At 63.7% G+C, this 24,122-nt stretch carries 23 protein-coding genes; 13 read left to right on the plus strand and 10 right to left on the minus strand.

Features of this window, described 5'->3' with window-relative positions; translation table 11 throughout:
• Positions 1-126: 126 nt before the first annotated feature.
• The 4 genes from CO671_RS29120 to CO671_RS29135 all read right to left on the minus strand — a co-directional run bounded on the left by CO671_RS29120 (position 127) and on the right by CO671_RS29135 (position 5,751).
• Entirely contained in the window at positions 127-3,588 is a 3,462-nt protein-coding gene (locus CO671_RS29120) for a chromosome segregation SMC family protein (protein ID WP_097608818.1), read from the minus strand.
• Positions 3,589-3,879: 291 nt separating this feature from the next.
• Positions 3,880-4,656, minus strand: coding sequence for a DsbA family protein (locus tag CO671_RS29125; protein WP_097608819.1), 777 nt, complete (start codon positions 4,654-4,656; stop codon positions 3,880-3,882).
• A 400-nt stretch (positions 4,657-5,056) separates the two neighbouring features.
• Entirely contained in the window at positions 5,057-5,254 is a 198-nt protein-coding gene (locus CO671_RS29130; protein WP_097608820.1) for a type II toxin-antitoxin system ParD family antitoxin, read from the minus strand.
• Entirely contained in the window at positions 5,254-5,751 is a 498-nt protein-coding gene (locus CO671_RS29135; RefSeq protein ID WP_097608861.1) for a DUF721 domain-containing protein, read from the minus strand. Before CO671_RS29135 ends, CO671_RS29130 begins: the two co-directional genes overlap by 1 nt.
• Before the next feature lie 96 nt (positions 5,752-5,847).
• On the opposite strand from CO671_RS29135, the gene mutY reads away from it, so the two are divergent.
• From mutY to CO671_RS29150, 3 genes are read left to right on the plus strand one after another with little or no spacing between them, the layout of a single operon-like run.
• Positions 5,848-6,951, plus strand: a complete 1,104-nt coding sequence (mutY, locus tag CO671_RS29140) for an A/G-specific adenine glycosylase (RefSeq protein WP_097608821.1) — start codon at positions 5,848-5,850, stop codon at positions 6,949-6,951.
• Between the two features lie 2 nt (positions 6,952-6,953).
• Positions 6,954-7,568 carry an HAD family phosphatase gene (locus CO671_RS29145; protein WP_097608822.1) on the plus strand — a complete coding sequence of 205 codons (615 nt, stop codon included), beginning with the start codon at positions 6,954-6,956 and terminating at the stop codon, positions 7,566-7,568.
• Between the two features lie 5 nt (positions 7,569-7,573).
• Positions 7,574-7,939: a nuclear transport factor 2 family protein gene (locus CO671_RS29150; RefSeq protein WP_097608823.1), complete on the plus strand. Its 366-nt coding sequence runs from the start codon at positions 7,574-7,576 to the stop codon at positions 7,937-7,939.
• A 100-nt stretch (positions 7,940-8,039) separates the two neighbouring features.
• On the opposite strand, the gene CO671_RS29155 is transcribed toward CO671_RS29150, so the two are convergent.
• The 4 genes from CO671_RS29155 to CO671_RS29170 all read right to left on the minus strand — a co-directional run bounded on the left by CO671_RS29155 (position 8,040) and on the right by CO671_RS29170 (position 10,822).
• Entirely contained in the window at positions 8,040-9,182 is a 1,143-nt protein-coding gene (locus CO671_RS29155) for a site-specific DNA-methyltransferase (RefSeq protein ID WP_039618319.1), read from the minus strand.
• A gap of 447 nt (positions 9,183-9,629) precedes the next feature.
• The gene (locus CO671_RS29160) at positions 9,630-9,887 is read right to left on the minus strand and encodes a hypothetical protein (RefSeq protein WP_245425044.1); all 258 of its coding nucleotides are present in this window, start codon (positions 9,885-9,887) and stop codon (positions 9,630-9,632) included.
• Between the two features lie 258 nt (positions 9,888-10,145).
• On the minus strand, positions 10,146-10,496 hold the full coding sequence (locus tag CO671_RS29165) for an antibiotic biosynthesis monooxygenase (protein WP_097608825.1): 351 nt from the start codon (positions 10,494-10,496) through the stop codon (positions 10,146-10,148).
• Complete coding sequence (locus tag CO671_RS29170) at positions 10,493-10,822, minus strand: NIPSNAP family protein (RefSeq protein WP_097608826.1); 330 nt, start codon at positions 10,820-10,822, stop codon at positions 10,493-10,495. Before CO671_RS29170 ends, CO671_RS29165 begins: the two co-directional genes overlap by 4 nt.
• A 68-nt stretch (positions 10,823-10,890) precedes the next feature.
• Between CO671_RS29170 and CO671_RS29175 the strand changes: the two genes are divergently transcribed.
• Positions 10,891-11,577, plus strand: coding sequence for a metalloregulator ArsR/SmtB family transcription factor (locus CO671_RS29175; RefSeq protein ID WP_097608827.1), 687 nt, complete (start codon positions 10,891-10,893; stop codon positions 11,575-11,577).
• Positions 11,578-11,765: 188 nt separating this feature from the next.
• Here CO671_RS29175 and CO671_RS29180 read toward each other — a convergent pair whose 3' ends face one another.
• On the minus strand, positions 11,766-12,665 hold the full coding sequence (locus tag CO671_RS29180) for a LysR family transcriptional regulator (protein WP_097608828.1): 900 nt from the start codon (positions 12,663-12,665) through the stop codon (positions 11,766-11,768).
• Between the two features lie 117 nt (positions 12,666-12,782).
• On the opposite strand from CO671_RS29180, the gene CO671_RS29185 reads away from it, so the two are divergent.
• Positions 12,783-14,171 (plus strand): MFS transporter, encoded by a 1,389-nt coding sequence (locus CO671_RS29185; protein WP_170965069.1) that lies wholly within the window; start codon positions 12,783-12,785, stop codon positions 14,169-14,171.
• A 153-nt stretch (positions 14,172-14,324) separates the two neighbouring features.
• Positions 14,325-15,014: an HAD family hydrolase gene (locus tag CO671_RS29190; protein ID WP_097608829.1), complete on the plus strand. Its 690-nt coding sequence runs from the start codon at positions 14,325-14,327 to the stop codon at positions 15,012-15,014.
• A gap of 198 nt (positions 15,015-15,212) precedes the next feature.
• Here CO671_RS29190 and CO671_RS29200 read toward each other — a convergent pair whose 3' ends face one another.
• A complete protein-coding gene (locus CO671_RS29200) occupies positions 15,213-15,860 on the minus strand; it encodes a hypothetical protein (protein ID WP_170965073.1) in 648 nt (215 codons plus the stop codon).
• Positions 15,861-16,123: 263 nt separating this feature from the next.
• Here CO671_RS29200 and thrC point away from each other — a divergent pair, with 263 nt between their 5' ends.
• The 7 genes from thrC to CO671_RS29240 all read left to right on the plus strand — a co-directional run bounded on the left by thrC (position 16,124) and on the right by CO671_RS29240 (position 24,074).
• The gene (gene thrC / locus CO671_RS29210) at positions 16,124-17,548 is read left to right on the plus strand and encodes a threonine synthase (RefSeq protein WP_097608833.1); all 1,425 of its coding nucleotides are present in this window, start codon (positions 16,124-16,126) and stop codon (positions 17,546-17,548) included.
• A gap of 3 nt (positions 17,549-17,551) precedes the next feature.
• Positions 17,552-18,850, plus strand: coding sequence for a pitrilysin family protein (locus CO671_RS29215; protein WP_097608834.1), 1,299 nt, complete (start codon positions 17,552-17,554; stop codon positions 18,848-18,850).
• A 28-nt stretch (positions 18,851-18,878) separates the two neighbouring features.
• A complete protein-coding gene (locus CO671_RS29220) occupies positions 18,879-19,493 on the plus strand; it encodes a GNAT family protein (RefSeq protein WP_010032848.1) in 615 nt (204 codons plus the stop codon).
• The gene (locus CO671_RS29225) at positions 19,490-22,402 is read left to right on the plus strand and encodes a sensor domain-containing phosphodiesterase (protein ID WP_097608835.1); all 2,913 of its coding nucleotides are present in this window, start codon (positions 19,490-19,492) and stop codon (positions 22,400-22,402) included. The genes CO671_RS29220 and CO671_RS29225 overlap by 4 nt, the downstream gene beginning before the upstream one ends.
• A gap of 120 nt (positions 22,403-22,522) precedes the next feature.
• The gene (locus tag CO671_RS29230) at positions 22,523-22,942 is read left to right on the plus strand and encodes a hypothetical protein (RefSeq protein WP_097608836.1); all 420 of its coding nucleotides are present in this window, start codon (positions 22,523-22,525) and stop codon (positions 22,940-22,942) included.
• Between the two features lie 95 nt (positions 22,943-23,037).
• Positions 23,038-23,346 (plus strand): Dabb family protein, encoded by a 309-nt coding sequence (locus tag CO671_RS29235; RefSeq protein ID WP_064800940.1) that lies wholly within the window; start codon positions 23,038-23,040, stop codon positions 23,344-23,346.
• Positions 23,347-23,369: 23 nt separating this feature from the next.
• The gene (locus CO671_RS29240; RefSeq protein ID WP_097608863.1) at positions 23,370-24,074 is read left to right on the plus strand and encodes a substrate-binding domain-containing protein; all 705 of its coding nucleotides are present in this window, start codon (positions 23,370-23,372) and stop codon (positions 24,072-24,074) included.
• Positions 24,075-24,122: the final 48 nt, after the last annotated feature.

Genomic DNA, 24,122 nt, shown 5'->3' on the forward strand with positions numbered 1-24,122 from the left:
ATGGCCATCCGCCGGAGTGCGCACCGATCATCCAACAATCAGCGCAAATTGAACATGCAAGGGGCCGGCTTCGCCGATCTCCCAAATCAAGATGTCGCGTAGATATTGAGAACCTGCGCGTGTCCCTCACGCAAACTCGCGCAGACGTTCGGCCGTCTGCAGGTCGACGGAGACGAGGGTGGAGACGCCCTGTTCGGCCATGGTGACGCCGAAGAGGCGGTTCATGCGGGCCATGGTGATCGGGTTGTGGGTGATGATGACGAAGCGGGTTTCGGTGGAGGCCGCCATTTCGTCCATCAGGTTGCAATAGCGCTCGACATTGTGGTCGTCGAGCGGCGCGTCCACCTCGTCGAGCACGCAGATCGGCGCCGGATTGGTGAGGAAGACGGCGAAGATCAGCGCCATCGCCGTCAGCGCCTGTTCGCCGCCGGAGAGCAGCGTCATGGTCTGCGGCTTCTTGCCGGGCGGGCGGGCCAGGATTTCGAGGCCGGCTTCCAGCGGATCGTCGGATTCGATCAGCTGAAGCTCGGCGGTGCCGCCGCCGAACAGATGGGTGAACAGCCGCTGGAACTGGGCGTTGACGACGTCGAAGGCGGCGATCAGGCGTTCGCGGCCCTCGCGGTTCAGGCTCTGGATGGCGCCGCGCAGCTTGCGGATCGCGTCGATGACGTCGTCGCGCTCCTTGATCAGCGCTTCGAGCTTTTCGCTCAGTTCCTTCTGTTCCTCGTCGGCGCGCAGGTTGACGGCGCCGAGCCGCTCGCGCTCGATCTTCAGCCGCTCCAGCTCGCGCTCGACCTCGCGCGGATCGGGCAGCGCCTGCATCGGCTGCAGGCCTGCGAGCCGCAGCGCCTCGTGCGGCGGCACGTTCAAGACCTCGCGGATGCGGCTTTCGCTTTCCTGCCGCTTCTCGCGGGCCGAGACCAGGCGCTCCTCGGCGCGGCCGCGGCGTTCGCGGCATTCGGCAAGTTCGGAGAGCGCGGTCGCGGCCTTGTGATCGGCCTCGCGCTGGATGCGTTCGGCCTCGGCCAGGAGATCACCGGCATTGCGGCGCGCCTCCTCGGCCTTCTGCAATTCGGAGAGCAGGGCCCGGCGCTTGTCGTCGAATTCATCCGGCGCCATTTCCAGCTCGGCCGCCTCTTCGCGTGCCTCTTCCTCGCGCTCGCGCAGCGTGGCGACATGATCTTCGCCGCTTGCCGCCCGCTGGCGCCAAGTCTCGCGCTCCTGGCCGATCGCCACGATGCGGCGCTGGCGCGCGTCGTTTTCCCTCGCCAGGCTTTCATGGCGGGCGCGGGCCTCGGCGAGCGCGCCGCGATCGGTCGCCACCTCCGCCTGCTGGAAGCGCAGCCGCTCGTCGATCTCGGTCAGATCGGGCGCATCCTCCAGCTCGATGCGGGCATTTTCCTCCTGGATGCCGATCTCCTCCAGCTGCGCGCCGAGCTGGCTGGCCGCCTCGCTGACGACGTCGCGGCGGCGGATCAGATCGCCGGAGGCACGCTCGGCCGCGACCAGCGCATCGCGCGCTTCGGCCAGATGACGCGCCGACAGCCGGCTCATGTCGCGGGCTTCGGCAAGCTTGCGTTCCTCGAGGCGGATCGCCTCGGCGGCCGCCGCCTGCCGTTCCTCGGCCTCAGTGAGCACGTCGCGGGCGATCGCCGCCTCGCCTTCGAGTTCGGCCAACCGGTTTTTCTGGGCAAGGCGCAGGGCGGCAGCGCTCGGGGCATCGGCGCCGGTGACATGGCCGTCCCAGCGATAGACAGCGCCTTCTCTCGTCACCAGCCGCTGGCCGGGCTTCAGCGCCGCCATCAGCGCTTGCGCTTCGGCCTCGTCGACCAGGCCGATCTGGCGCAAGCGGCGGGTGAGCGCGGCCGGCGCCCGGACATGGGTCAACAGCGGTGTGGCGCCTGCGGGAAGCGCGGGATCGCCGGCGCCATCGCCATTCTCCGACCAATGGGCCGGCGCTTCGGCATCGAGCGGCGATTCCAGATCGTCGCCGAGCGCAGCTCCCAGCGCGGTTTCGAAGCCGCGATCGACCTTCAGCTCGTCGGCGACGGGCGGAAACTTGCCGGCGGCCGCACCGGCGGCGAGCATGCGAGAAATGGTGCGGGCCTCGGTTTCGATGGCATTGAGGCCAGAGCGAGCCTGCTCGACCGGTGCACGAGACAGCGCTTCGCTCTGGCGGGCGGCGGCCAGCGCCTGCTCGATCCCCTGGACGGCGGCTTCGGCGTCGGCCAGCGCAATTTCGCCGGCCTCGACGATGGCGCGCTTCTCGTCGGGATCGGGCAGGCCGGCGATCTTTTCACCGATGGCCGCAAGTTCCTGTTTCGCCTCGTTCATCTGCCGTTCGAGGCGCATGCGGCGGTCGGCAAGATCGCGGATGGCGCGCTCCAGCTGGTTGCGGCCGGCAGCAGCCTCGGCGCGCTCGGCGGTCAGCTGGGTGAAGATGCGCTCGCTGTCGGCAAGCTTTGCCGCCGCGCCCTCGAAAGCCTCGCGGGTTTCCTCGGCATAGCGGCCGGAATCGGCGAGGATTTCTGCTATTTCGGCCTCTTCGGCGTCGAGCTTGGCGAGGATCACCGCATTGTCGGCGACCAGGCGCTCCTCGCGGCGGATATCTTCCGCCAGCTGGGCGAGACGGCGGGTCAGCTCGTCGCGGCGGCGCAGGATGCGGCCGGCATCCTCCTCCAGCTGGCTGCGGGCGATCTGCAGGCGCTGCAGGGCGGCGGCGGCACGGGCCTCGCCCTCGCGCAGTTCCGGCAGTTTCAGGCTGGCGATGCCCTGGCTCTTGGCCGCTTCCATCTGCATCTGCGCCTTTTCGGCGACGATGACGGTTGCCTGGTTGAGCGCGCTGTCGGCCTCGGCTTCCGCCTCCTTGGCCTGCACCCAGCGGATATGCAGCAACATCGCCTCGCGGCCGCGGATATCGGCCGACAGTGTCTTGAAGCGGTTGGCCTGGCGGGCCTGGCGCTTCAGGCTCTCGATCTGGCTTTCGAGCTGCGAGGTAACGTCGTCGAGACGCTCAAGATTGCCTTCGGCGGCGCGCAGGCGCAGTTCGGCCTCGTGGCGGCGCGAATGCAGGCCCGATATGCCGGCCGCCTCTTCCAAGAGCTGGCGGCGGGCCTGCGGCTTTGCCTGGATCAGCTCGCCGATGCGCCCCTGCCCGACCATCGAGGGCGAGCGCGCGCCGGTGGAAGCGTCGGCAAACAGCAGCTGCACGTCCTTGGCGCGGCTTTCCTTGCCGTTGATGCGGTAGAGCGAGCCCTGCTCGCGCTCGATGCGGCGGGTGACCTGGATCTCGTCGCTGTCATTGAAGGCGGCAGGTGCGGTGCGCTCGCCATTGTCGAGATAGAGCGCGACTTCGGCGGTGTTGCGGGCCGGACGGTTGCCGGAACCGGAAAAGATCACGTCGTCCATGCCGGAGGCGCGCATGTTCTTGTAGGAATTCTCACCCATCACCCAGCGCAGCGCCTCGACGAGGTTCGACTTGCCGCAGCCGTTCGGGCCGACGACGCCGGTCAGCCCCCGCTCGATGATGAATTCCGTCGGCTCGACGAAGGATTTGAAGCCGACCAAGCGCAGCTTGTTGAACTTCATGCAGAAATATCCACGGCAGGAAGCCCCCTCATCCGCCCTACGGGCACCGACCGGGGTTGAGCCACCGGTCTCAACCCGTCCTTCGGACCCCCGCTGGGGAGAAGAGGGAATCGAGACGTCGCGGCACATCCCCTTCTCCCCAGCGGGGGTCCGAAGGACGGGTCGAGACCCGTGGCTCGCCCCCGGTCGGTGCCGGCGGGCGGATGAGGGGGCCACACCAGCAAACTGCGCTGAAAACGAAAAACGGGCGCACGGCTTTCGCCGTCGCCCGTCGTTTCGAAACGGTCCGGTTCAGATGAGGCTGTCGATGAGCTTCGACATGGTGTCAACCGGCATGTCTCCAGAATAGCGCTTGCCATTGATGAGGAAGGTTGGCGTTGCATCGACGCCGAAATCCTTGGATCCCCTTTCCCGCGTGGCGTTCACTTCATCCAGAAGCTTCTGGTTCGTCAAGCATTTCGTGAAGCTATCCTCAGTAAATCCGGCCAGCTTCGACATCTGCAGCAGCGCGGCGCGGCCATCATCGGCGGCGGCCCAGACCTGCTGCTGCTTGAAGAGCATCGAAACCATCGGGAAATACTGCTCCGGCGTGCTCATCTGCCCCGGATTGGCGGCGCTGCAGCGGGCAAGCATGAAGGCGGCGGCAGCGCGCGGATCGAAGGGGAATTCGCGGATGATGAACTGCACTTTGCCGGTATCGATGTATTTCTGCTTGATCGTGTCGAAGGTGGTGTTGTGGAAATGGGCGCAATGCGGGCAGGTCATCGACATGTATTCGACGATCTTGACAGGAGCATCGGCCTTGCCCAGCGCCATCTCGGGAAGCGCGCCGGGTTTCAGCACCTCGGCCATGTCGACATCGCCGTCTGACTCCGGCATGTCGGTCGAGGACGTCGCCGCCGTCTGCATGGTATCGACATTGGCGCCATCGGCCATGGTCTTGCCGGAGGACGAAGCATCGGCAGCGTCCTTGCTGTCGTTGCAGGCGACAAGCGCTGCGGCAGCTGCGGCGATGGCGATGCCACCCAGGAGGCGGCGTTTCGTCAGTTGCATTTCGGACATCTGCATGGGTTCCCCATAGGTATGAGAGTGACGGCGTGACTGTGCGATATAACGGCTGACGGCCGCTCACAAGCCACGGTTCACCAACTTCCTTCAAAGAATTGTGACCGCGATGGGACCGAGAGCCCGACCTGGCGTCCGAAATGCGCGATTCTCAGTTTCGCTGGAAGGCCGAAGGTACTGCGGCCGCCTCGAAAACCAAAATGTGACCACACGAGCAGGGTCCGATGTCATGAGATTCGCGCGCTGGGAGATCGTCGCCCGCCCCTCATCCGGCTGCCGCCACCTTCTCCCCGCTCGCGGGGAGAAGGGGATATGCCGCAACCTCTCGGTCCCTCGCCAACGTCTCGCATGGCACGTCCCCTCGCCCCGTTTACGGGGAGAGGGCTAGGGTGAGGGGCAGTCACTAGCGCGAACAGGACTCAGTGTTCATCCGTTCGGCATGCCGGCTTTCCAGCCGCTCAAAAACCGCATCGGCATCAATATCGGCACTCGGATCATCTATCGCCTCGCGGATTTTTCGACGCATGATTTCATCGCTCGCGTCCACTTGCCGGCCATGCCCATTCTTGGCATTACGGGTCAACTCTGGCGTCTTGCTCATCAGCGCCCCCTCGCCGGTTTACCCATAACCGCGGTCCCCAATCGCTGGATCGCCTGACGCAGCTTGTCGCCCTCGATGCCCTCCATCATGCCTTCGAGCTTGCGGGCGGCTTCTCCCTTCAGCGGCTGTGGAGTGCGGGAGCGGCGGGCGAGGTTTGAGACCGGTTTCTGGACGATGCGGATCTGGTGGACGGCGGCAAAGCCGAAGAAGCTGTTGATGCGCTGGATGAGTTCGCCCTGGGCATGGGTGAGGAAAAGCGCGCGCGCGCCTTCGCAGGCGATCGTCAGCACGCCGGGGCGGAAGCCGCCGTCATCGCCGCCGCCGCGGGCCCAGGCGATCTTTTCCGGGCGGGTGCAATCGGCGAAATCCTCGCCGGCGATTTCGCTCCACGAGCCGAGCAGCGCCGTGTTGATGCCGGCCCGGCGCGCCAGGACGGGATCGATCAGCCCGTTCGCCAGCTCGGAAATCTGCTTTACATCTTTGCGTGGATAACTCATCGAAACCCTTGGGCACGGCTGCCAATCGGCGCGGCCGCCTTGATCACGCGCCATTGCTTCGCCAAGTATAGGCACTTCCCCTGATCCCGGCAAATCATGACGATCACGACACCCGACACGCCCACCGCAAAGCCCCTGCTCGACTGGTACGACCGCCATCACCGCGACCTGCCCTGGCGGGTGTCGCCCGGCATGGCGGCCAGCGGCGTCAAACCCGATCCCTATCGCGTCTGGCTGTCGGAGGTGATGCTGCAGCAGACGACGGTGCAGGCGGTCAAACCCTATTTCGAGCGGTTTCTCACGCGCTGGCCTGACGTCACCGATCTCGCCGCGGCCGAAAGCGACTCGGTCATGGCCGCCTGGGCGGGGCTCGGCTACTACGCGCGGGCCCGCAACCTGAAGAAATGCGCCGAAGCGGTGGCGAAAGAGCATGGCGGCGTCTTTCCCGATACCGAAGCCGGCCTCAAGTCGCTGCCCGGCATCGGCGACTATACGGCAGCCGCCGTCGCCGCCATCGCCTTCAACCGGCAAGCGGCCGTCATGGACGGCAATGTCGAGCGGGTGATCTCCAGGCTCTATGCGATCGAGGCGCCGCTGCCGGCCGCCAAGCCCGTGATGAAGGACAAGGTGGCGCTGATGACACCGGTGTCCCGCCCCGGCGACTTCGCCCAGGCGATGATGGATCTCGGCGCGACGATCTGCACGCCGAAGCGGCCGGCCTGTTCGCTCTGTCCGTTCCGGGGATCGTGTCAGGCGCTGAAGCTTTCCGATCCCGAGCTCTTTCCCGTCAAGGCGGCGAAGAAGGAAAAGCCGGTTCGCCAGGGCGCCGCCTTCGTCGCGGTCACCGCCGATGGCGAAATCCTGCTCAGGCGGCGGGCCGAAAGCGGCCTGCTCGGCGGCATGACGGAGGTGCCGACGACGGCCTGGACGGCGCGCGTCGACGGCGAAACCTCAGCCGCAGCCGCGCCCTTCGACGCGGCCTGGCAGGCCTGCGGCACCGTCATCCATGTCTTCACCCATTTCGAGCTGCGGCTGTCGATCTGGCGCACCGCAATCGCCGCAAAGCCGCAGCCGAATGGTGGCGTGAATGACGAATGGTGGGAGCCGGTTACAAATCTTGAGGCGCAGGCCTTGCCGACCGTCATGAAAAAAGCGATCGCAGCGGCTATTCCTCTCGCGTTCAAAACATCCAAGGCATAAACATGACCCCTGAAATAAAACATATCGTTTTCGATATCGGCAAAGTCCTTATTCATTACGATCCGCATCTTCCCTTCGCCCGCCTCATTCCCGATGAGACCGAGCGCAACTGGTTTTTCGCCAATATCTGCACGCATGACTGGAACGTCGAGCAGGACCGCGGCCGCACATGGGCGGAAGCCGAAGCGCTGCTGATTGCCGTGCATCCGGCCCGCGAAGAGCATATCCGTGCCTTCCGCAAATACTGGCACGAGATGGTGCCGCACGCCTATGAGGACAGCGTCGCCATCCTGGAAGGGCTGATCGCCGAAGGCCGCGACGTGACGATGCTGACCAACTTCGCCTCCGACACTTTTCGCGAGGCGCAGCAGCGCTTCCCCTTTCTCACCAAACCGCGCGGCGTCACCGTTTCCGGCGATATCGGCCTGATCAAGCCGGATATTGCGATCTACGAGACGCATACGAAGAGCTTCGGCCTCGATCCCAAGGCGACGATCTTCATCGACGACGCGCCGGCCAATGTCGAAGGCGCCAAGGCCTTCGGCTGGAACGCCGTGCTGTTTTCGGGCGCGGAAAAGCTGCGCAGCGATCTTGCCGCCTACGGATTGAAGGTCTGAGAGCCATGGCTTTCGACCCGGCCGAGGAAATCGAACGCTTCCACGCCGCGATCAACGCCCTCGATTTCCCTGTTATCGAGGGCTATTTCGCCGAGGACGCGACCTATGTCTCGAACGGCGTCGGCAGCCTTGCCGGGCGGAGCGAGATCATGGCCGCCTTCCGGCGCTATTTCGACGTTTATCCCGATCAGACGGCGGAAAATTCGCTTGTCGAAACGCTGACGCCGCTGTCCGGCCGGGCCGTCTGGTCGCTCCGCGCCACCCACAGCAAGACGGGCAAGGCGCTGATCCGCGAGGGCGAGGAGACGATCACCTTCAATACCGAAGGCCGGATCACCCGCGTCGACGTCACCGATTACAAGGATTTCTAAAAATAGAAGACGCCCGGGGGTTCGAGCCCCGGGCGCCTTGGCCTTCTTCCGCAACTGGAGGAAACCGGAAGAAGGTATTTCGATCCCGCGAAGATGCTGCTCACTCCACCTTTGCCAGATCACTGCGGATGACGGACCTGAGATCGTCGATCGGGCGCAGGGACTGCCCGTCTTCGAAATGCCAGAAGGTCCATCCGTTGCATGCATCGAGACCCTGCACCTTGGCGCCGAGACGATGAATAGAGCCGGCCTCGCCGCCTGATGCCACCGTGCCGTCAGCGCGCACGATGGCGCTGTAGCGGCGCTTGGCGTCGGTCAGCACCTGGCCGGGCTTGATCAGGCCGCTTTCGACAAGCACGTTGAAGGCGACGCGAACCTCGGCCTTCTTGCCGGTCATGACGGTCAGTTCCGCCTTGCCGAGCGGCTCGACGGCGGCGATGCGGGCGGAGGCCGCATCGATATAATCCTGCTCGCGCTCGATGCCGACGAAGTGGCGGCCGAGACGCTTGGCGACGGCGCCTGTCGTGCCCGAGCCGAAGAAGGGATCGAGCACGATATCGCCGGGCTTGGTCGAGGCCATGATGACGCGGGCGAGCAGCGCTTCCGGCTTCTGGGTCGGATGCACCTTCTTGCCGTCCTCGCCCTTCAGGCGTTCATTGCCGTTGCAGATCGGGAAGAGCCAGTCGGAGCGCATCTGCACGTCGTCATTGGCGGCCTTCATCGCATCGTAATTGAACGTATACCCCTTCGCCTTGGCATTGGGGCTTGCCCAGATCATCGTCTCATGGGCGTTCTGGAAACGGCGGCCCTTGAAATTCGGCATCGGATTGGTCTTGCGCCAGATGATGTCGTTGAGGATCCAGAAGTTCAGATCCTGCAGCGTCGCGCCGACACGGAAAATGTTGTGATAGGAGCCGATCACCCAGATCGAGCCGGTCGGCTTCAAGACGCGGCGGCAGGCGAGCAGCCAGGCGCGGGTGAAGGCGTCATAGGCCTCGAAGGAAGCGAACTGGTCCCATTCATCATCGACGGCATCGACCAGCGACTGATCGGGACGGTGCAGCGTTCCGCCGAGCTGGAGATTATATGGCGGGTCGGCGAAGATGACGTCGACGGAATGGGTGGGCAAGGCTTCAAGGGCGCTGACGCAATCGCCCTTGATGATCGTGTCAACCCAAGAATCCGGCCGGGAATCCGACTTGACGGAGGCCTTGAGGTCGGCAAGCGGAAAAACTGATGCCATTCTGATACTCACTCATACGCTTTACGCTTAACTCTCCGTTATGGTTACGCAACTTAGTTACCAAAGCCTGAAGGGGTGGCCGATTTCGGGAATTTATTCGGGCGACAGTCACTGCTGTCCAGTTAAAAGATGCGGGGCCGGACGGAAGACATTCATCGTCTTTGGGTTGCGGCGTTTTTTGCTGGAACAGGAGCTCAATACTCCCGGCCTAGGAGATCGGCGAGGGCCGCCCCTCATCCGGCTGCCGCCACCTTCTCCCCGTAAACGGGGCGAAGGGACATGCCGCGACCTCTCCGTGTCTCTCCAGCCTCTCGCAGGGCACGTCCCCTTTCCCCGTCAGAACGGGGAGAGGGTTAGGGTGAGGGGCAATCACTAGCATGACCGGAGAGCTGTGGGTGACAGCCAGGCTGGCCGGCGGAGATGGCCGCAACCACGTCAAACATCTCTTTATTCAAGATTTTCCCGGATGTCGTTAAAACTCATGATCGTGTCAAACATCACCCTATACTCCAACAGCACAGTGTCCGTTATCTTATTACCCTGCACCCTCCTCATGCCACAGGTAACTTGCTTATCAAAATAGCTGCCTTTCATGCTGCATTCACCGTCGATTTCATTTTTACTTCGGCCGGTTAAGCGCGCGGCATCTGAGATTGCTCGCTCTTGGAATGTCACCCCAATGAAATCGGGATTCTGGATGAACATGAGAGCCGTCGAAATTACGAAGAACGCTAAGACAATGTAGATAAAGGAAAATATAGCTGCCCATACAAATTTTATTATCTTTGAGGCCCACACGATCTGGTTTTCCGCATTGCTTGATATTTAAACTGCAGATAGCATTTTCTCCATTTTGATAAATGAAATAAATTCATTGTCACGCGTATAGTTCGAACGGTTGCGCCAACTGCAGTTTTCACAGCGCCGGCCTGGCGACCGCGCGGGACCCGCCCCCTCTTGACATCAAGCCGCATCATGCACCCCGCGACTATCCGCAGGCGCCTCGTCGCGTTCGAACATGCCGTAGTCGCGCAGGACGCTGGCAATCCGCAGGCGGTAATCGGCAAAGATGCCGCCGCGGCCGGCCTGCTGGGCGGCGCGATGGGCTTCGAGGTTGCGCCATTGCTTGACCGCTTCCTCGTCGCGGAAGAAGGAGAGCGACAGCAGCTTGCCGCGGTTGGTCAGGCTCTCGAAACGCTCGATCGAGATGAAGCCGTCGATCTTTTCGAGCTCTGATCGCAACTCGCCGGCGAGGTCGAGATATTTGTGGCGTTCGCCCATATAGGGCACGACTTCGAAGATGACGGCGATCATGGCAGCACCAGCTTGGCGTGAGGGGCGGAGACATTTTTGAGGAAGATGCGGTCCTTCTTGAGGATGAAGCCTTCGCGCCTGGCGAATTCATAATTGTCGCGGCCGAGCGGATCGGCGGCCAGCCTGGCGCGATAGGCCTCGTAAGCGGCGAGGCTGTCGATGTTGTAGACGCCGTAGGCCGTCGTCGCCGATCCCTCGTGTGGGCCGAAATAGCCGATCAGGTCGGCGCCGTTCCGAGGGATGGCCTGGCCCCAGTTGCGGGCATATTCGGCAAAGGCCTCCTTCTTGAAGGGGTCGATCTGATAGCGGATGAAGCAGGTGATCATCGGGTTCTCCTTTTGCTTCCCCGTTTTCGCACATTGCCTGACGGCGATGCTTCGGTTACGATCGAAGTATGAAAGAAGGTCCTGACATTGCGCAGATCGGCGCGCTGATCGGCGATCCCGCCCGCGCCAACATGCTGGCGGCGCTGACGGGCGGGCGGGCGCTGACGGCGACCGAGCTTGCCGGGATCGGCGGCATCACCGTGCAGACGGCGAGCACGCATCTTGCCAAGCTCGAAGCCGGCGGCTTGCTTGCCCAGCGCAAGCAGGGGCGCCACCGCTATTTCACGCTGGCCGACGAGGCCGTCGCCCGGCTGATCGAAAGCATGATGGGCTTCGCGGCCGGACGTGGACATCTGCGCCACCGGCCGGGGCCGAAGGAACCGGCACTGCGCAAGGCGCGCATCTGCTACGATCATCTGGCCGGCGATTACGGCGTGCGCATGCTCGACAGCCTGATTGCCTCAGGCGCGATCGCGGCGGTCGGCGACGGCCTGACGCTGACGGAAAAAGGCGAAAGCGATCTCAAGCGCATCGGCATCGACGTCGGCGACCTCCGATCATCGCGCCGCCCGCTCTGCCGCTCCTGCCTCGACTGGAGCGAGAGACGGGCGCATCTTGCCGGCAGCCTCGGCAAGGCGCTGCTGTCAAATTTTCTCGACAAGGGCTGGGCCAGGCGCACGGCCGAAAGCCGCTCGATCCTCTTCTCGCCGGAAGGCGACCGGCAGTTCCTGAGGCTGTTTCCGGGCGAAACCTAGGTCGTTGCAGACCTGCAACCGCGCCAATTCGGCCAGGGCTCGCTTGATGCCGTTTGACTAGATGATGTCGCCTCGAACAGCCATGGCCTCGGCGCAATCAGCCTTCAGGGATCAGGTGGGCCGGCCTCGAAGCGCTTGCTGACATCTGCGTCTCTGTGAAGAGTTGGACCACCTTAGCCTGCCCGCGTTCAGTTCATCGAGTGGAACGTCTCGAAAATAAGCGCCCTCAGCCAGCGATGAGCGGGGTCTGCGTCCATGCGCGGGTGCCATGCCTGGACGATGTTGAAACCGGGCACGGCGACCGGCAGGTCGAAGGTTCTGATCTCCCTCATCGCGGCGGATCTGCAATAAGACTTCGGAACCGAACCGATCAGATCGGATGAGGCTGCAACGGCGATCACCGCCGGGAAACTTGGCACGATCAGTCTGGCATCCCGATCCAAGCCCAGTTCGGCGAGCGCTCTGTCGACCGGACCGGCGTAGTCCGCCTGCGTCGAGAAGAGTACGTGGCCGCAGGCGGCATAGCGCTCGGCCGTTATCCGATCTGCGTCGAAAATCGGATGCCCCACCCTTGCGACGCCGACAAACCGGTCCTCGAAGAGGCTCTGGCAACGCAGCTCGCCGCTGTCGCGCGGGAGTACGCCGATGTCCAGATCTATCGCCGCCTCCCGCAAAGCCTGAACGTCCTTGTCGGATCTCGGCGCAAAACGAAGCCTTATTCCCGGTGCGGCGTTCGTCACTGCGGCGCTCAGATCCGCGGCGTAGAGAAGCACGAAGGCTTCATTGGCGCGGATCGTGAAGTGGCGCCGCACCTCCCGAATGTCGACGGTCGACGGTGGGCTCAGCACCGCTTTCACAGCGTCTTTCAACAGATGCACGTCTTCGGCAATGGCCAGGGCATGGGGTGTCGCCACCATGCCGCGGCCGGCCGGCACCAGGATCGGATCACCGAGCGCAGTCCTCAAGCGTGACAGTGTCCGGCTCATGGCGGATGTGCTGAGGCCAAGCCGGCGTGCGGCAGCCGATACGCTCCGTTCGGCCAGCAAAGCGTCCAGCGCGACGAGAAGGTTCAGATCGAGATCAGACATGGCGCGATCCTATCAGACGTGGCGCTGCGCGCAACTGACCATTGCTTCCGTTGCGTCTGGCGCAATGCATCCTCGGGGTCTAACTAGTCCCTATCCCAGACACACCGAGGATTTCCCATGTCTCTCAGCTACACCGCACTGGCTTCTCAAGACGGTCTGGCATCGCCCCGACGCTATCTGGCGGTCGCCCTACTGCTTCTGGCCGTTGTTCTCGTCGTATTGGATGGAGCGATCGCCAATGTCGCCTTGCCATCGATTGCGCTCTCGCTGCAGGCGGAAGCGGATAACACTGTATGGGTCGTCTCGGCCTATCAGCTGGCCGTGCTCGTCGCCATTCTTCCCTGTGGGGCGCTTGGGGAGATCTACGGCGCCCGGCGGGTCTTCCTGATCGGCGTTGCGCTGTTCACCGCAGCTTCCGCAGCCTGCGCCTTGGCGGGTGACCTGCCCTTGCTGATCCTTGCTCGTTTCGCGCAGGGCCTCGGCGCGGGCGCGATCATGGCGCTGGCGATGATGAACCTGCGGCAGGCCTTGCCGCAACGCATGCTGGGTCCGATCATCGGCATCAATGCCATGGTCATCGCAATTTCTTCCGCTGCCGGCCCCGGCATTGCCGGCGCCGTTCTTTCCGTCACGACCTGGCCTTGGCTGTTTGCTGTCAATATACCGCTCGGCGTCATCGTTCTCCTCGGCGGCGGCCTGCTCGGCCACGTTGAGGGCGCAAAACGGAAGCTGAAGGCGAAGTCGTTACTGGCCAATACGCTGATGTTCATCCTGTTCTTCTCAGGCGCCGACCGGATAGCGACCGCGCCGGTCAGCGGTGCCGCCCTCATCGCCGCCTCGCTCGCCTGCCTTTTCGGCCTGCTGCGTCTGGAACGAAACAGTGACGCGCCTCTGTTTCCCAAGGACCTGTTGGCGGCGCCGGCATTCCGCATGGCGGTGATCGCCTCGGTATCGTGCTTCTGCGGACAGATGCTGAGCTACATCGCCCTGCCCTTCTACCTCCAACACAGGCTGCACATGACGCCGGTTCTGGCTGGTCTCTACATGATGCCCTGGCCTGCCGCGACCGCGATCATCGCGCCGATCTCGGGACGTCTGGCAAACCGGGTCAAGACCTCATGGCTTTGTGCAATCGGCGGGGCGCTCATGGCGCTTGGCCTTCTGGTGGCTGGCCTCACCCCGCCCGACCTGCGAGGTATCGGATTTCTCGTCGGCACGGTGGTCGCCGGCCTCGGTTTCGGACTGTTCCAGACTCCCAACAACCGAATTCTGCTGCTTTCGGCACCGAAAGCCAGAAGTGGTGCCGCAGGCGCCATGCAAGGGACCGCGCGGCTGCTCGGCCAAACCCTCGGCGGGGTCGCGATGTCGATCATTTTCGCAACGCTGCCCTTGTCGGCCGCGCTCGACTTTGCGGTCGCCATTGCAGCCGGCTGCACTGCCATCGCCGGTCTGGTCAGCCTGAGCCGGGCTCGTTACGAAGTGGCGGGGCAGCCTGGAGCGGCCTGAATGCCGGCTTGAGCATCCGGTGACAGTGGGTCACCGAGCCGGTCGCCTGCCGCATCGCAGCCATGCTTGGGATCAGGTTGAGCTTTGGGCGGCCATCGTGTAAAGCCGCAGCATCCCCTGATAAGACCCAGATTTCCAGCAAGGCGTGAACATATGGACGGCTTCGATCTCATCATCTTCGATTGCGACGGCGTTCTCGTCGATTCCGAAATCATCGCCGCGGAAGTGGAATCCGCGCTGTTGACGGACGCCGGATATCCGATCAGCGTCGAGGAAATGGGCGAGCGCTTCGCCGGCATGACATGGCACAATATCCTGCTGCAGATCGAGCGCGAGGCGAGCATCCCGCTTTCGGCTTCGCTGCTCGATAAGTCGGAGCAGCTGCTCGACGTCAGGCTGGCGAACGACGTCAAGGCGATACCGGGCGTCGAATTCGCCGTCTCCCGGCTGCCGATGAAGCGCTGCATCTGCTCGAATTCGAGCACGAAGCGTCTCGACATGATGCTGGGCAAGGTGGGCCTGAAGCCGCTGTTTGCGCCCAACATCTTCTCCGCCAAGGATCTCGGCCCCGACCGCGTCAAGCCGAAGCCCGACATCTTCCTGCACGGCGCAAGCCGGATGGGTGTCTCACCCGACAGGACCGTCGTCGTCGAGGATTCCGTGCACGGCGTGCATGCGGCGCGCGCCGCCGGCATGCGCGTCATCGGCTTTACCGGCGCCTCGCACAGCTACCCCGCCCACGCCGACAAACTGACCGATGCCGGCGCCGAGACAGTGATCTCGCGCATGAACGACCTACCGGGTGTGGTTGCCGCGCTCGCCGCCTGGGAAGGCGTGCTTTAGGGTTTAGGCAACGCCCTCTCCTCCCTCATCCCTGTGCTCGTCACAGGGATCCAGTGCGCCCAAGTCCTTGGGCGCGAGAGAACGGTTACGTCGACGACAGTCATTCACGGCGCAGACGCGCCGTGGCTGGATTCCTGTGACGAGCACAGGAATGAGGGAAGGTGGAGAGCCGCGCCTCGGAAGCAGTCCCGATAGTGCTCAGCTACTCTTCTTGCTCTTGGCCGGCTGGGTGTCGAAGCCGATATTGACGCGCACCAGCGCGCCGGCGCCGACCGGCATCTTGATGCCTTCCTTGCGGAAGATGACCTGCGTGCCCGGGGCGCCCGCCGGGATTTCGGTGGGGAACTTGGTGACCTCGGAATAGAGCACGGTCTCGCCATCGAGGATGGTGACGCGGACAGGCAGCGTCACCGGGCCGGGATTGCCGGCCGGGCCGGTGATGAGCCGCAGCTGGGCAACCACCGTCATCGTCAGATTGGTGTCGTTCAGCATGCACTGGCGGGTGTAATCGCCGAAGGAGGCCTGGAAGACGATCTGCTGCGGATCGTCCTTCTTGCCCTTGGCATAGGTGCGGAAGATCGAATCCTGGTCACGCAGGAAGATCTGCGGGCAGGCGCCCTGGACGACGGGGGCGACGGCGCCCTGCGCCGTCGTGGCGGTGCCGATCGAAGGATTGTTCGAGGAGGGGTTGGCTGGTGCCAGCGGCATGATCTGGGCATTGCCGTTCGGCTGGGCGGGCGCCGCCTCCGGCTTGCTGTCGCCACCGGTACCAAGCGTATCGCAACCTGCGAGCAGGGCAAGAAGGGAAGCTGAGACGATGAGACGCGAGACCTTGCCGAGCACTATGTTCCACCCTTTGCACAAGCGTTTCTTGGAGGCCCCATGTCTTTTCCGTGAGGCCTTTCACGACGGTTTGCGATGGTCTATATCAGCGGCGCAAACAAAAATCGATTGGGTACGCGCCGTTTTGATGCACTTTTCGCCGCCGGATGCGGGCAACTTCAACAAGATAACGGCAAGTGTGTGGCCGCAGGCGCTGCCCTTGCCGGTTTCCGGCAGTGCGGGCCACGGCCCAGCCCGACCGGATTTCTTCCAGCGATAGATCAAGGATGACCAACGTGGATTATATCTCGACCCGCGGCGAGGCCCCTGCCCTCGGCTTTTGCGACGCCCTGCTGACGGGACTGGCGCGCGATGGCGGGCTCTATGTTCCCCGGGAATGGCCGCAGTTTTCGAAGAGGGAGATCCGCGCGCTCAGGGGCAAGACCTATCAGGAGATCGCCTTCACCATCCTGTCGCCCTTCACCAATGGTGAGATCCCCGAGGCAACCTTCCGGGCGATGATCGACGAGGCCTACGCCACCTTCCGCCATCCGGCGATCGCGCCGCTCGTCCAGACCGGGCCGAACAGCTTCGTCATGGAGCTCTTCCACGGCACGACGCTCGCCTTCAAGGACGTGGCGATGCAGCTGCTTGCCCGGCTGATGGATTATGCGCTTGAGAAGCGCGGCGAGCGGGCGACGATCGTCGGCGCCACCTCGGGCGATACCGGCGGTGCGGCGATCGACGCCTTTGCCGGCCGCGAGCGCACCGACATCTTCATCCTCTTCCCGCACGGCAAGGTCTCGCCGGTGCAGCAGCGGCAGATGACGACCTCGACGGCCGCCAACGTGCATGCGCTCGCCGTCGAAGGCAATTTCGACGACTGCCAGAATCTGGTCAAGGCGATGTTCAACGACGCGGCGTTCCGCGACAGGGTCAGCCTGTCGGGCGTCAACTCGATCAACTGGGCGCGCATCATGGCCCAGATCGTCTATTATTTCACCACGGCCGTGGCGCTCGGCGGGCCGGACCGGAAGATCTCGTTCACGGTGCCGACCGGCAATTTCGGCGATATCTTCGCCGGCTACTGCGCCAAGCGCATGGGCCTGCCGATCGACCGGCTTGTCATCGCCACCAATGAGAACGACATTCTGACACGCACGCTGAAGACCGGCCGATACGACATGAAGGCGGTCAAGGCGACGAGCTCGCCGTCGATGGACATCCAGATCTCCTCGAATTTCGAGCGGCTGCTGTTTGAAGCCTATGGGCGCGATGCCTCGAAGGTGCGCGCGGCGATGGAAAGCCTCAGGCAATCGGGCGGCTTCGAGATCGGCGGGCAAGCGCTGAAGGCGATCCGCCGCGACTTCCGCGCCGGCCGCGCCAGCGAGAGCCAGGTGGCCGAGACGATCCGCAAGACCCATGCGGAAACCGGCTATCTCCTCGATCCGCATTCGGCGATCGGCGTCTTCGTCGCCGCCAAGAAAGAGAAGCCGAATACGCCGATGGTGACGCTTTCGACCGCACATCCGGCGAAATTCCCGGCCGCCGTAAAATCCGCCTCCGGTATTGACCCGGCGCTTCCGACGTGGCTTGCTGGTCTGATGCAAAGGGAGGAGCGTTTCCAGATCATCGAACCGGAGCTTAAAGCCGTTCAAACCTTTATCGGCAAACACGCCCGCGGCAAGACGACGGCAGGCGCAGAAAGATAGCCAATGACAGTTGAGTGCACCCGGCTGAAATCCGGGCTGACAGTAGTCACAGAAACGATGCCACACCTTGAGAGCGTTGCGCTCGGTGTCTGGATCAAATCGGGATCGCGCAACGAGACGGCAGACGAGCACGGCATCGCCCACCTGCTCGAACACATGGCCTTCAAGGGCACGGCGCGCCGCTCGGCCCGTGAGATCGCCGAGGAGATCGAGGATGTCGGCGGCGAGGTCAACGCCGCCACCTCGACCGAAACGACCTCCTATTACGCCCGCGTGCTGAAGGACCACGTGCCGCTCGCCGTCGACATCCTCGCCGATATCCTGACGGAATCGGCCTTCGAGGAGGAGGAGCTGGAGCGCGAGAAGCAGGTGATCCTGCAGGAGATCAACGCCGCCAACGACACGCCCGACGACGTTGTGTTCGACAAGTTCTCGGAGGCCGCCTATCGCGACCAGACGCTCGGCAGGGCGATCCTCGGCACGCCGCAGACCGTCGTTTCCTTCACGCCGCAGCAGATCCGCGCCTATCTCGGCCGCAACTATACGACCGACCGCATGTTCGTCGTGGCGACCGGCGCCGTCGATCATCAAGAATTTCTGCGCATGGTCGAAGATCGCTTCGCCAGCCTGCCGACCGCGCCATCCGCCCCGCCGGTCATGGAAGCGGCGCGTTATGTCGGCGGCAGCGTGCGCGAACCGCGCGATCTGATGGATGCGCAGATCCTGCTCGGCTTCGAAGGCAAGCCCTATCACGCCCGCGATTTCTACTGCTCGCAGATTCTCGCCAATATCCTCGGCGGCGGCATGTCCTCGCGGCTGTTCCAGGAAGTGCGCGAGTTCCGCGGCCTCTGTTATTCCGTCTATGCCTTCCACTGGGGTTTTTCCGACACCGGCATCTTTGGCATTCATGCCGCGACCGGCGGCGAAAACCTGCCGGAGCTGGTGCCCGTGATCATCGACGAACTGCACAAGTCCGCCAATGAGATCCACCAGAAGGAAATCGAGCGCGCCCGCGCCCAGATCCGCGCCCAGCTGCTGATGGGCCAGGAAAGCCCGGCCGCCCGCGCCGGCCAGATCGCAAGGCAGATGATGCTTTACGGCCGGCCGATCTCCAATCCGGAGATGATGGAGCGGCTGGAGGGCATCACCATCGAGCGGCTGACCGATCTCGCCGGCCGACTGTTCTTCGACACGGTGCCGACGCTGTCGGCGATCGGGCCGCTGGAGCAGCTTGCACCGATGGAAGACATCAAAGCCTCGCTTTCGGTCCCGGCGCCGAAGACGATGCAGGCAAGCCTCTGAGCCGCCGTCCGTCTGCCGGGAGTGATCGATGCCAAAATCGGTGTTTCGGTTCCTTTCGCGGCAGCCGGATGCGGTTGAGCTGGAGAATGATAGATATCTCCTGCGCCTGCCGCGCTACCAGGATTTCAACCAGTGGCACCGGCTGCGGTCCGAAAGCCGCAAGTTCCTCGAACCCTGGGAGCCGACCTGGCGGCGCGACGAGCTGACCGAGGGCGCCTACCGCGCCCGCGTCATCCGTGGCAAGCAGGAATATGCCTCGGGCCAGGCAATACCGCTGTTCATTTTCCTCAAGGAAAACCGCTCGCTGGTCGGCGGCATCACCATCGGCTATATCCGGCGCGGTGCGGCACAAAGCTGCATGATCGGCTACTGGATGGGCGAGCGCTACGCCGGCCAGGGGCATATGTTCGCCGCTCTGCAATTGGTTATTCCTTACATCTTCTCCGGGCTTGAGTTGCACCGTATTGAAGCAGCCTGTATTCCAGATAACGCGCGCAGCATACGTCTGCTTGAAAAGGCCGGGTTTCAGCGGGAAGGCTATCTGCGCGGATATTTGAAGATCAACGGTCAGTGGCACGACCATGTGATGTTTTCACGGCTCGCCACCGATACGGATAAAGGCAGGATAACCGACAGCCGATGACCAGAGACCGCATGCTGCCCAAGTCACCGTCCGGACGAGTGATCGCGGTGATCGCAGCCCTTTTCCTGGCGGCCTTCGCCCTCATGGCGAGCGTGGCCCACGCGGCCGAACCGGTGAAGATTTCCCGTGACGATACCGCGCTCGATCTCACCGCGACGACCGAGATCTACGCCAACCAGGGCGAGGCCTTCCAGGTATCGACGGCCGCCGGCGCCGACGGCATCCGCCGGCGCATCGAGGTCCGGGCGAGCTCGGAGAATCACCAGGGCGACTGGGCGGTATTCGCGCTTGCCAACGTCTCGGAGGAACAGTTGGAGCGCGTCATCGTCGCGCCGCATTTCCGTCTGGTCAATTCCAAGCTCTTCTGGCCGGATCTCGGCTCGCAGCGCATCATGGCGATCACGCCGAGCGAAGGTTTTGCACTCGACCGGCAGCCGAGCGACGAGGCCGACGTCTTCCGCATCACGCTGAACCCCGGCGCCGTCATCACCTTCGTCGCCGAGCTGTCGACGCCGGAGCTGCCGCAGATCTATCTGTGGGAGCCGAACGCCTACAAGGATACGATCAACGCCTTCACGCTCTATCGCGGCATCGTGCTCGGCATTGCCGGCCTGCTCGCCGTGTTTCTCACCATCCTCTTCGTCGTCAAGGGCACGTCGATGCTACCGGCGACGGCCGCACTCGCCTGGGCGGTGCTCGGCTATATCTGCGTCGACTTCGGCTTTCTCGGCAAGCTGATCAGCGTCGCTTCGGCCGACCAGCGAATATGGCGGGCCTGCGCGGAAGTGGCGCTCGCCTCGAGTTTCGTCATCTTCCTCTTCACCTATTTGAACCTCAACCGCTGGCATGCGCATCTCGGTTACGCCACACTCGCCTGGGTGCTCGGTCTTGCCCTGCTCTTCGGCGTGGCGATCTACGATCCGTCGATTGCCGCCGGCATCGCCAGGCTGTCCTTCGCGCTGACGGCGGCGACAGGCCTGCTTTTGATCATCTATCTCGGCTTCAACCGCTACGACCGCGCCATCCTCCTGGTGCCGGCCTGGGCGCTGACGCTCGTCTGGCTGTTCGGGGCGTGGCTGACCGTCACCGGCCGGCTCGACAACGACATCATCCAGCCGGCACTCGGCGGCGGCCTGGTGTTGATCGTGCTCCTGATCGGCTTCACCGTCATGCAGCACGCCTTTGCCGGCGGCGCCTTCCAGCAGGGGCTGTTTTCCGATCTCGAGCGGCAATCGCTGGCGCTGACCGGCTCCGGCGACATGGTGTGGGACTGGGACGTGGCGCGCGACCGCGTCGTCACCATTCCCGACGTCTCGGTCAAGCTCGGCCTTTCCCCCGGCGCCATGCACGGGGCGGCGCGCAACTGGCTGCCGCGGCTGCATCCCGATGACCGCGACCGCTTCCGCGCCACGCTCGACGTGCTGCTCGAACACCGGCGCGGCCGGCTCAATCACGAATTCCGCATCCGCGCCGAGGACGGGCACTTCCACTGGCTGCTGATCCGCGCCCGGCCGGTGCTCGGCTCCAATGGCGAGATCATCCGCTGCGTCGGCACGATCGTCGACGTCACCGAGCAGAAAAATTCCGTCGAGCGGCTGCTGCACGATGCGCTGCACGACAATCTCACCGGCCTGCCGAACCGGCAGGTCTTCCTCGACCGGCTGCAGGCGGTGCTGGCGCTGGCGCCGGGCGGCGACACGCTGCGCCCGACGGTGATGGTGATCGACATCGACCGCTACAAGCTGGTCAACGATGCGCTCGGCGTTGCGGCCGGCGACAACATCCTCATCGCGCTGACCCGGCGCCTGCGCCGGCTGATGAAGCCGCAGGACACGCTGGCGCGGCTGGCCGGCGATCAGTTCGGCCTCATTCTGGTGTCCGAGCACAATCCGGCCAAGGTCGCCGATTTCGCCGATGCGATCAGCAAGGCGATCATGGTGCCGATCAACTTCTCCAGTCGCGAGATCATCCTGACGGCCTCGATCGGGCTCGCCTCCTGGGTGGACCGGCAGGAGAGCGCCAGCGGCCTGCTCAGCGACGCCGAGCTTGCCATGTACCGGGCAAAACGGGCCGGCGGCAACCGCGTCGAACCGTTCCAGCCGGCCTTCCGCGACTTCGGCACCGACCGGCTGCAGCTCGAAACCGATCTGCGCCGCGCCATCGAACGCAAGGAATTGTCGATGGTCTACCAGCCGATCGCCCGGCTGGAGGATGTCGAGATCGCCGGCTTCGAAGCGCTGATGCGCTGGGAGCATCCGAAGCGCGGCAATATCCCGCCCTCTGAATTCATCCCGATCGCCGAGGCCTCCGATCTCATCGGCCCGCTCGGCATGTTCGCGCTGGAACAGGCGACCAACGATCTGATGAGCTGGCAGACCCAGACCGGCGAATTGCCGATCTTCGTGTCGATCAATCTGTCGAGCGTGCAGCTGCTCAACAACGAGCTCTATGACGACGTGCGTTCGGTTCTCGCCAAGACCCATTGCGCACCCTCGCGGCTCAAGCTGGAACTGACGGAATCCATGGTGATGGAAAATCCGGAACAGGCCCGCCTGGTGCTGCAGAAGCTGAAAGAAGCCGGCATTGGCCTGGCGCTCGACGATTTCGGCACCGGCTATTCGTCGCTTGCCTATCTCACCCGCTTCCCCTTCGACACGATCAAGCTCGACAAGGCACTGGTGCGCGACGGCAGCGACAAGAAGGCGACCGTGCTCCGCTCGGTCATAGCAATGGCGCGCGAGCTGGAGATGAAGGTGGTGGCCGAAGGCATCGAATCCAACGAGGATGCGATCGAGCTCGCCAAGATGGGCTGCAGCTATGGACAGAGCTATCTGTTCGGGCCGCCGATCCCGTCGGAATCGGTGCTGCGGCTGCTGCGCGACCGGTTTCCGCTGACGAAAAGGGCCTGAACGCAGGCGAACCGGGCTTAACCGGTTTTCCCGCCTGCGCGGCGCGCCTCTCACCCATGAATGGTGATTGACCAACGACCGGCGATGTGCGCCTCTTTCCTATCGCATAAGGACAATTCGATGCTCAAATTACTGCTCGCCCTTTCGGTCGGCGCCCTGTTCGTCTCACCGGTTCAGGCGACCGACCTCTATCCCGCCACCAAGGTCTGCGTGCCGGACAAGCCCCATTGCGAGCGCTGGACGGCGGAGTTCAAGCGATCGCTGGCGCTGGCGCAGAAGGGCGATCACGTCGCCCAGCAGACCGTGGCCTTCTGCCTGTATTCCGGCTGCCACGGCGCCGTCGCCATCGACAGGGTCGCCTCCTGCAGCTGGTACCTCGTCATCGCCGATTCGGGTGCGGCGACGGTGCTCGACCGCTCCAATCTCCGAAACAGCTGCCAGCCGATGACGCCGGCGCAGAAGGACGAAGCCCGCGCCTTGTCCGGCGAGCTCGTCCGCAAGCTCTACAATCGCGCGCCTGTAGCAGGCGACCAGATATAAGCTCTCCGGTCATCCAGATCAGGCCGGCGATAAATCTGATTGCCCTCCCGGCGTTCGCCGCTATTCTGCCGGCAACGACAATCGGGAGGACACTGATGATCCTGCACTGCGTGTTTCTGCGGCTGAAGACCGCGCTGACGACCGACGACAAGCAGGCGCTGTTTGCCGCGATCGCCGCCCTCAAACAGGTCATTCCCGGCATCGTCGATATCAAATACGGGCCGAATGTTTCTCCCGAGGGACTGCACGGCGGCTTCGTCGACGGCTTTGCCGTCACCTTCGAAAGCCCCGAAGCGCGCGATGCCTATCTCATCCATCCGGAACATGTGGCAGTCGGCGAGCGCATCGTCTCCTCGACCGACGGAGGCCTCGCCGGCATCCTGGTCTTCGACCTCAATATTTGAGGCGCATTTGGGACGGCTGGGCGATGAAACAGGAAATCCGGCTTTTTGGCGCGATCGCGGTCCGGCCCGCCGTCCTTGCTCTCATCCCCCAGTTCGAGATGGCCACCGGTTTGATTGTTGCGGCCAGGTGGGAGGTCAATCCCACGGTCAAGAAGCAGATCGAGGCCGGCGAGCCTTTCGATCTCGTCATCATCAACCCTGATATGGTTGAGGCGCTGACCGCCTCGGGAAAGGTCAAGGCGGGGAGCCAGACGGCGTTCGGCAGAATCGGGATGGGAGTGGCGGCCAAGGCAGGCAGCCAACCGCTCGACATCGGATCGACAGAAGCATTCAAACAGGCATTGAAGAGCGCGAGATCCATCGCCTATGCCAGTGACGGAACCAGCGGCGGCTATTTTTCCAGCCTGCTGGATCGGCTGGGCATAGCGGATGAGGTAAAGCCCAGGCTCGTGGCCGCGCCGGGAGGACAGACGGCATCGGCCGTCGGCCGTGGCGAGGCCGAGTTGGCCGTCGTCCCCGTGACCTCAATTCTCGCTGCCGCGCCCGACGTCATGCTTGTCGGCCGGTTTCCGGCAGAGCTTCAAAGCTACATCGACTTTGACGTGGGCATCGGCGCCGATTCCAGCGACGCGGAAGCCGCGAGGCAGCTTTCGGAATTTCTGGTATCGGCAGCCGCGGATGAGGTCCTGGCGGCCAAGGGCGTCGAGCGACGCCACAAGCCTGTTTGACAGGGGCGCATGACGCCGAAGCGGATCGGCATCATGCTTTTCACTATC

The sequence above is a fragment of the Rhizobium sp. M10 genome, from assembly GCF_002531955.1.
Classification (GTDB): domain Bacteria; phylum Pseudomonadota; class Alphaproteobacteria; order Rhizobiales; family Rhizobiaceae; genus Rhizobium; species Rhizobium etli_C.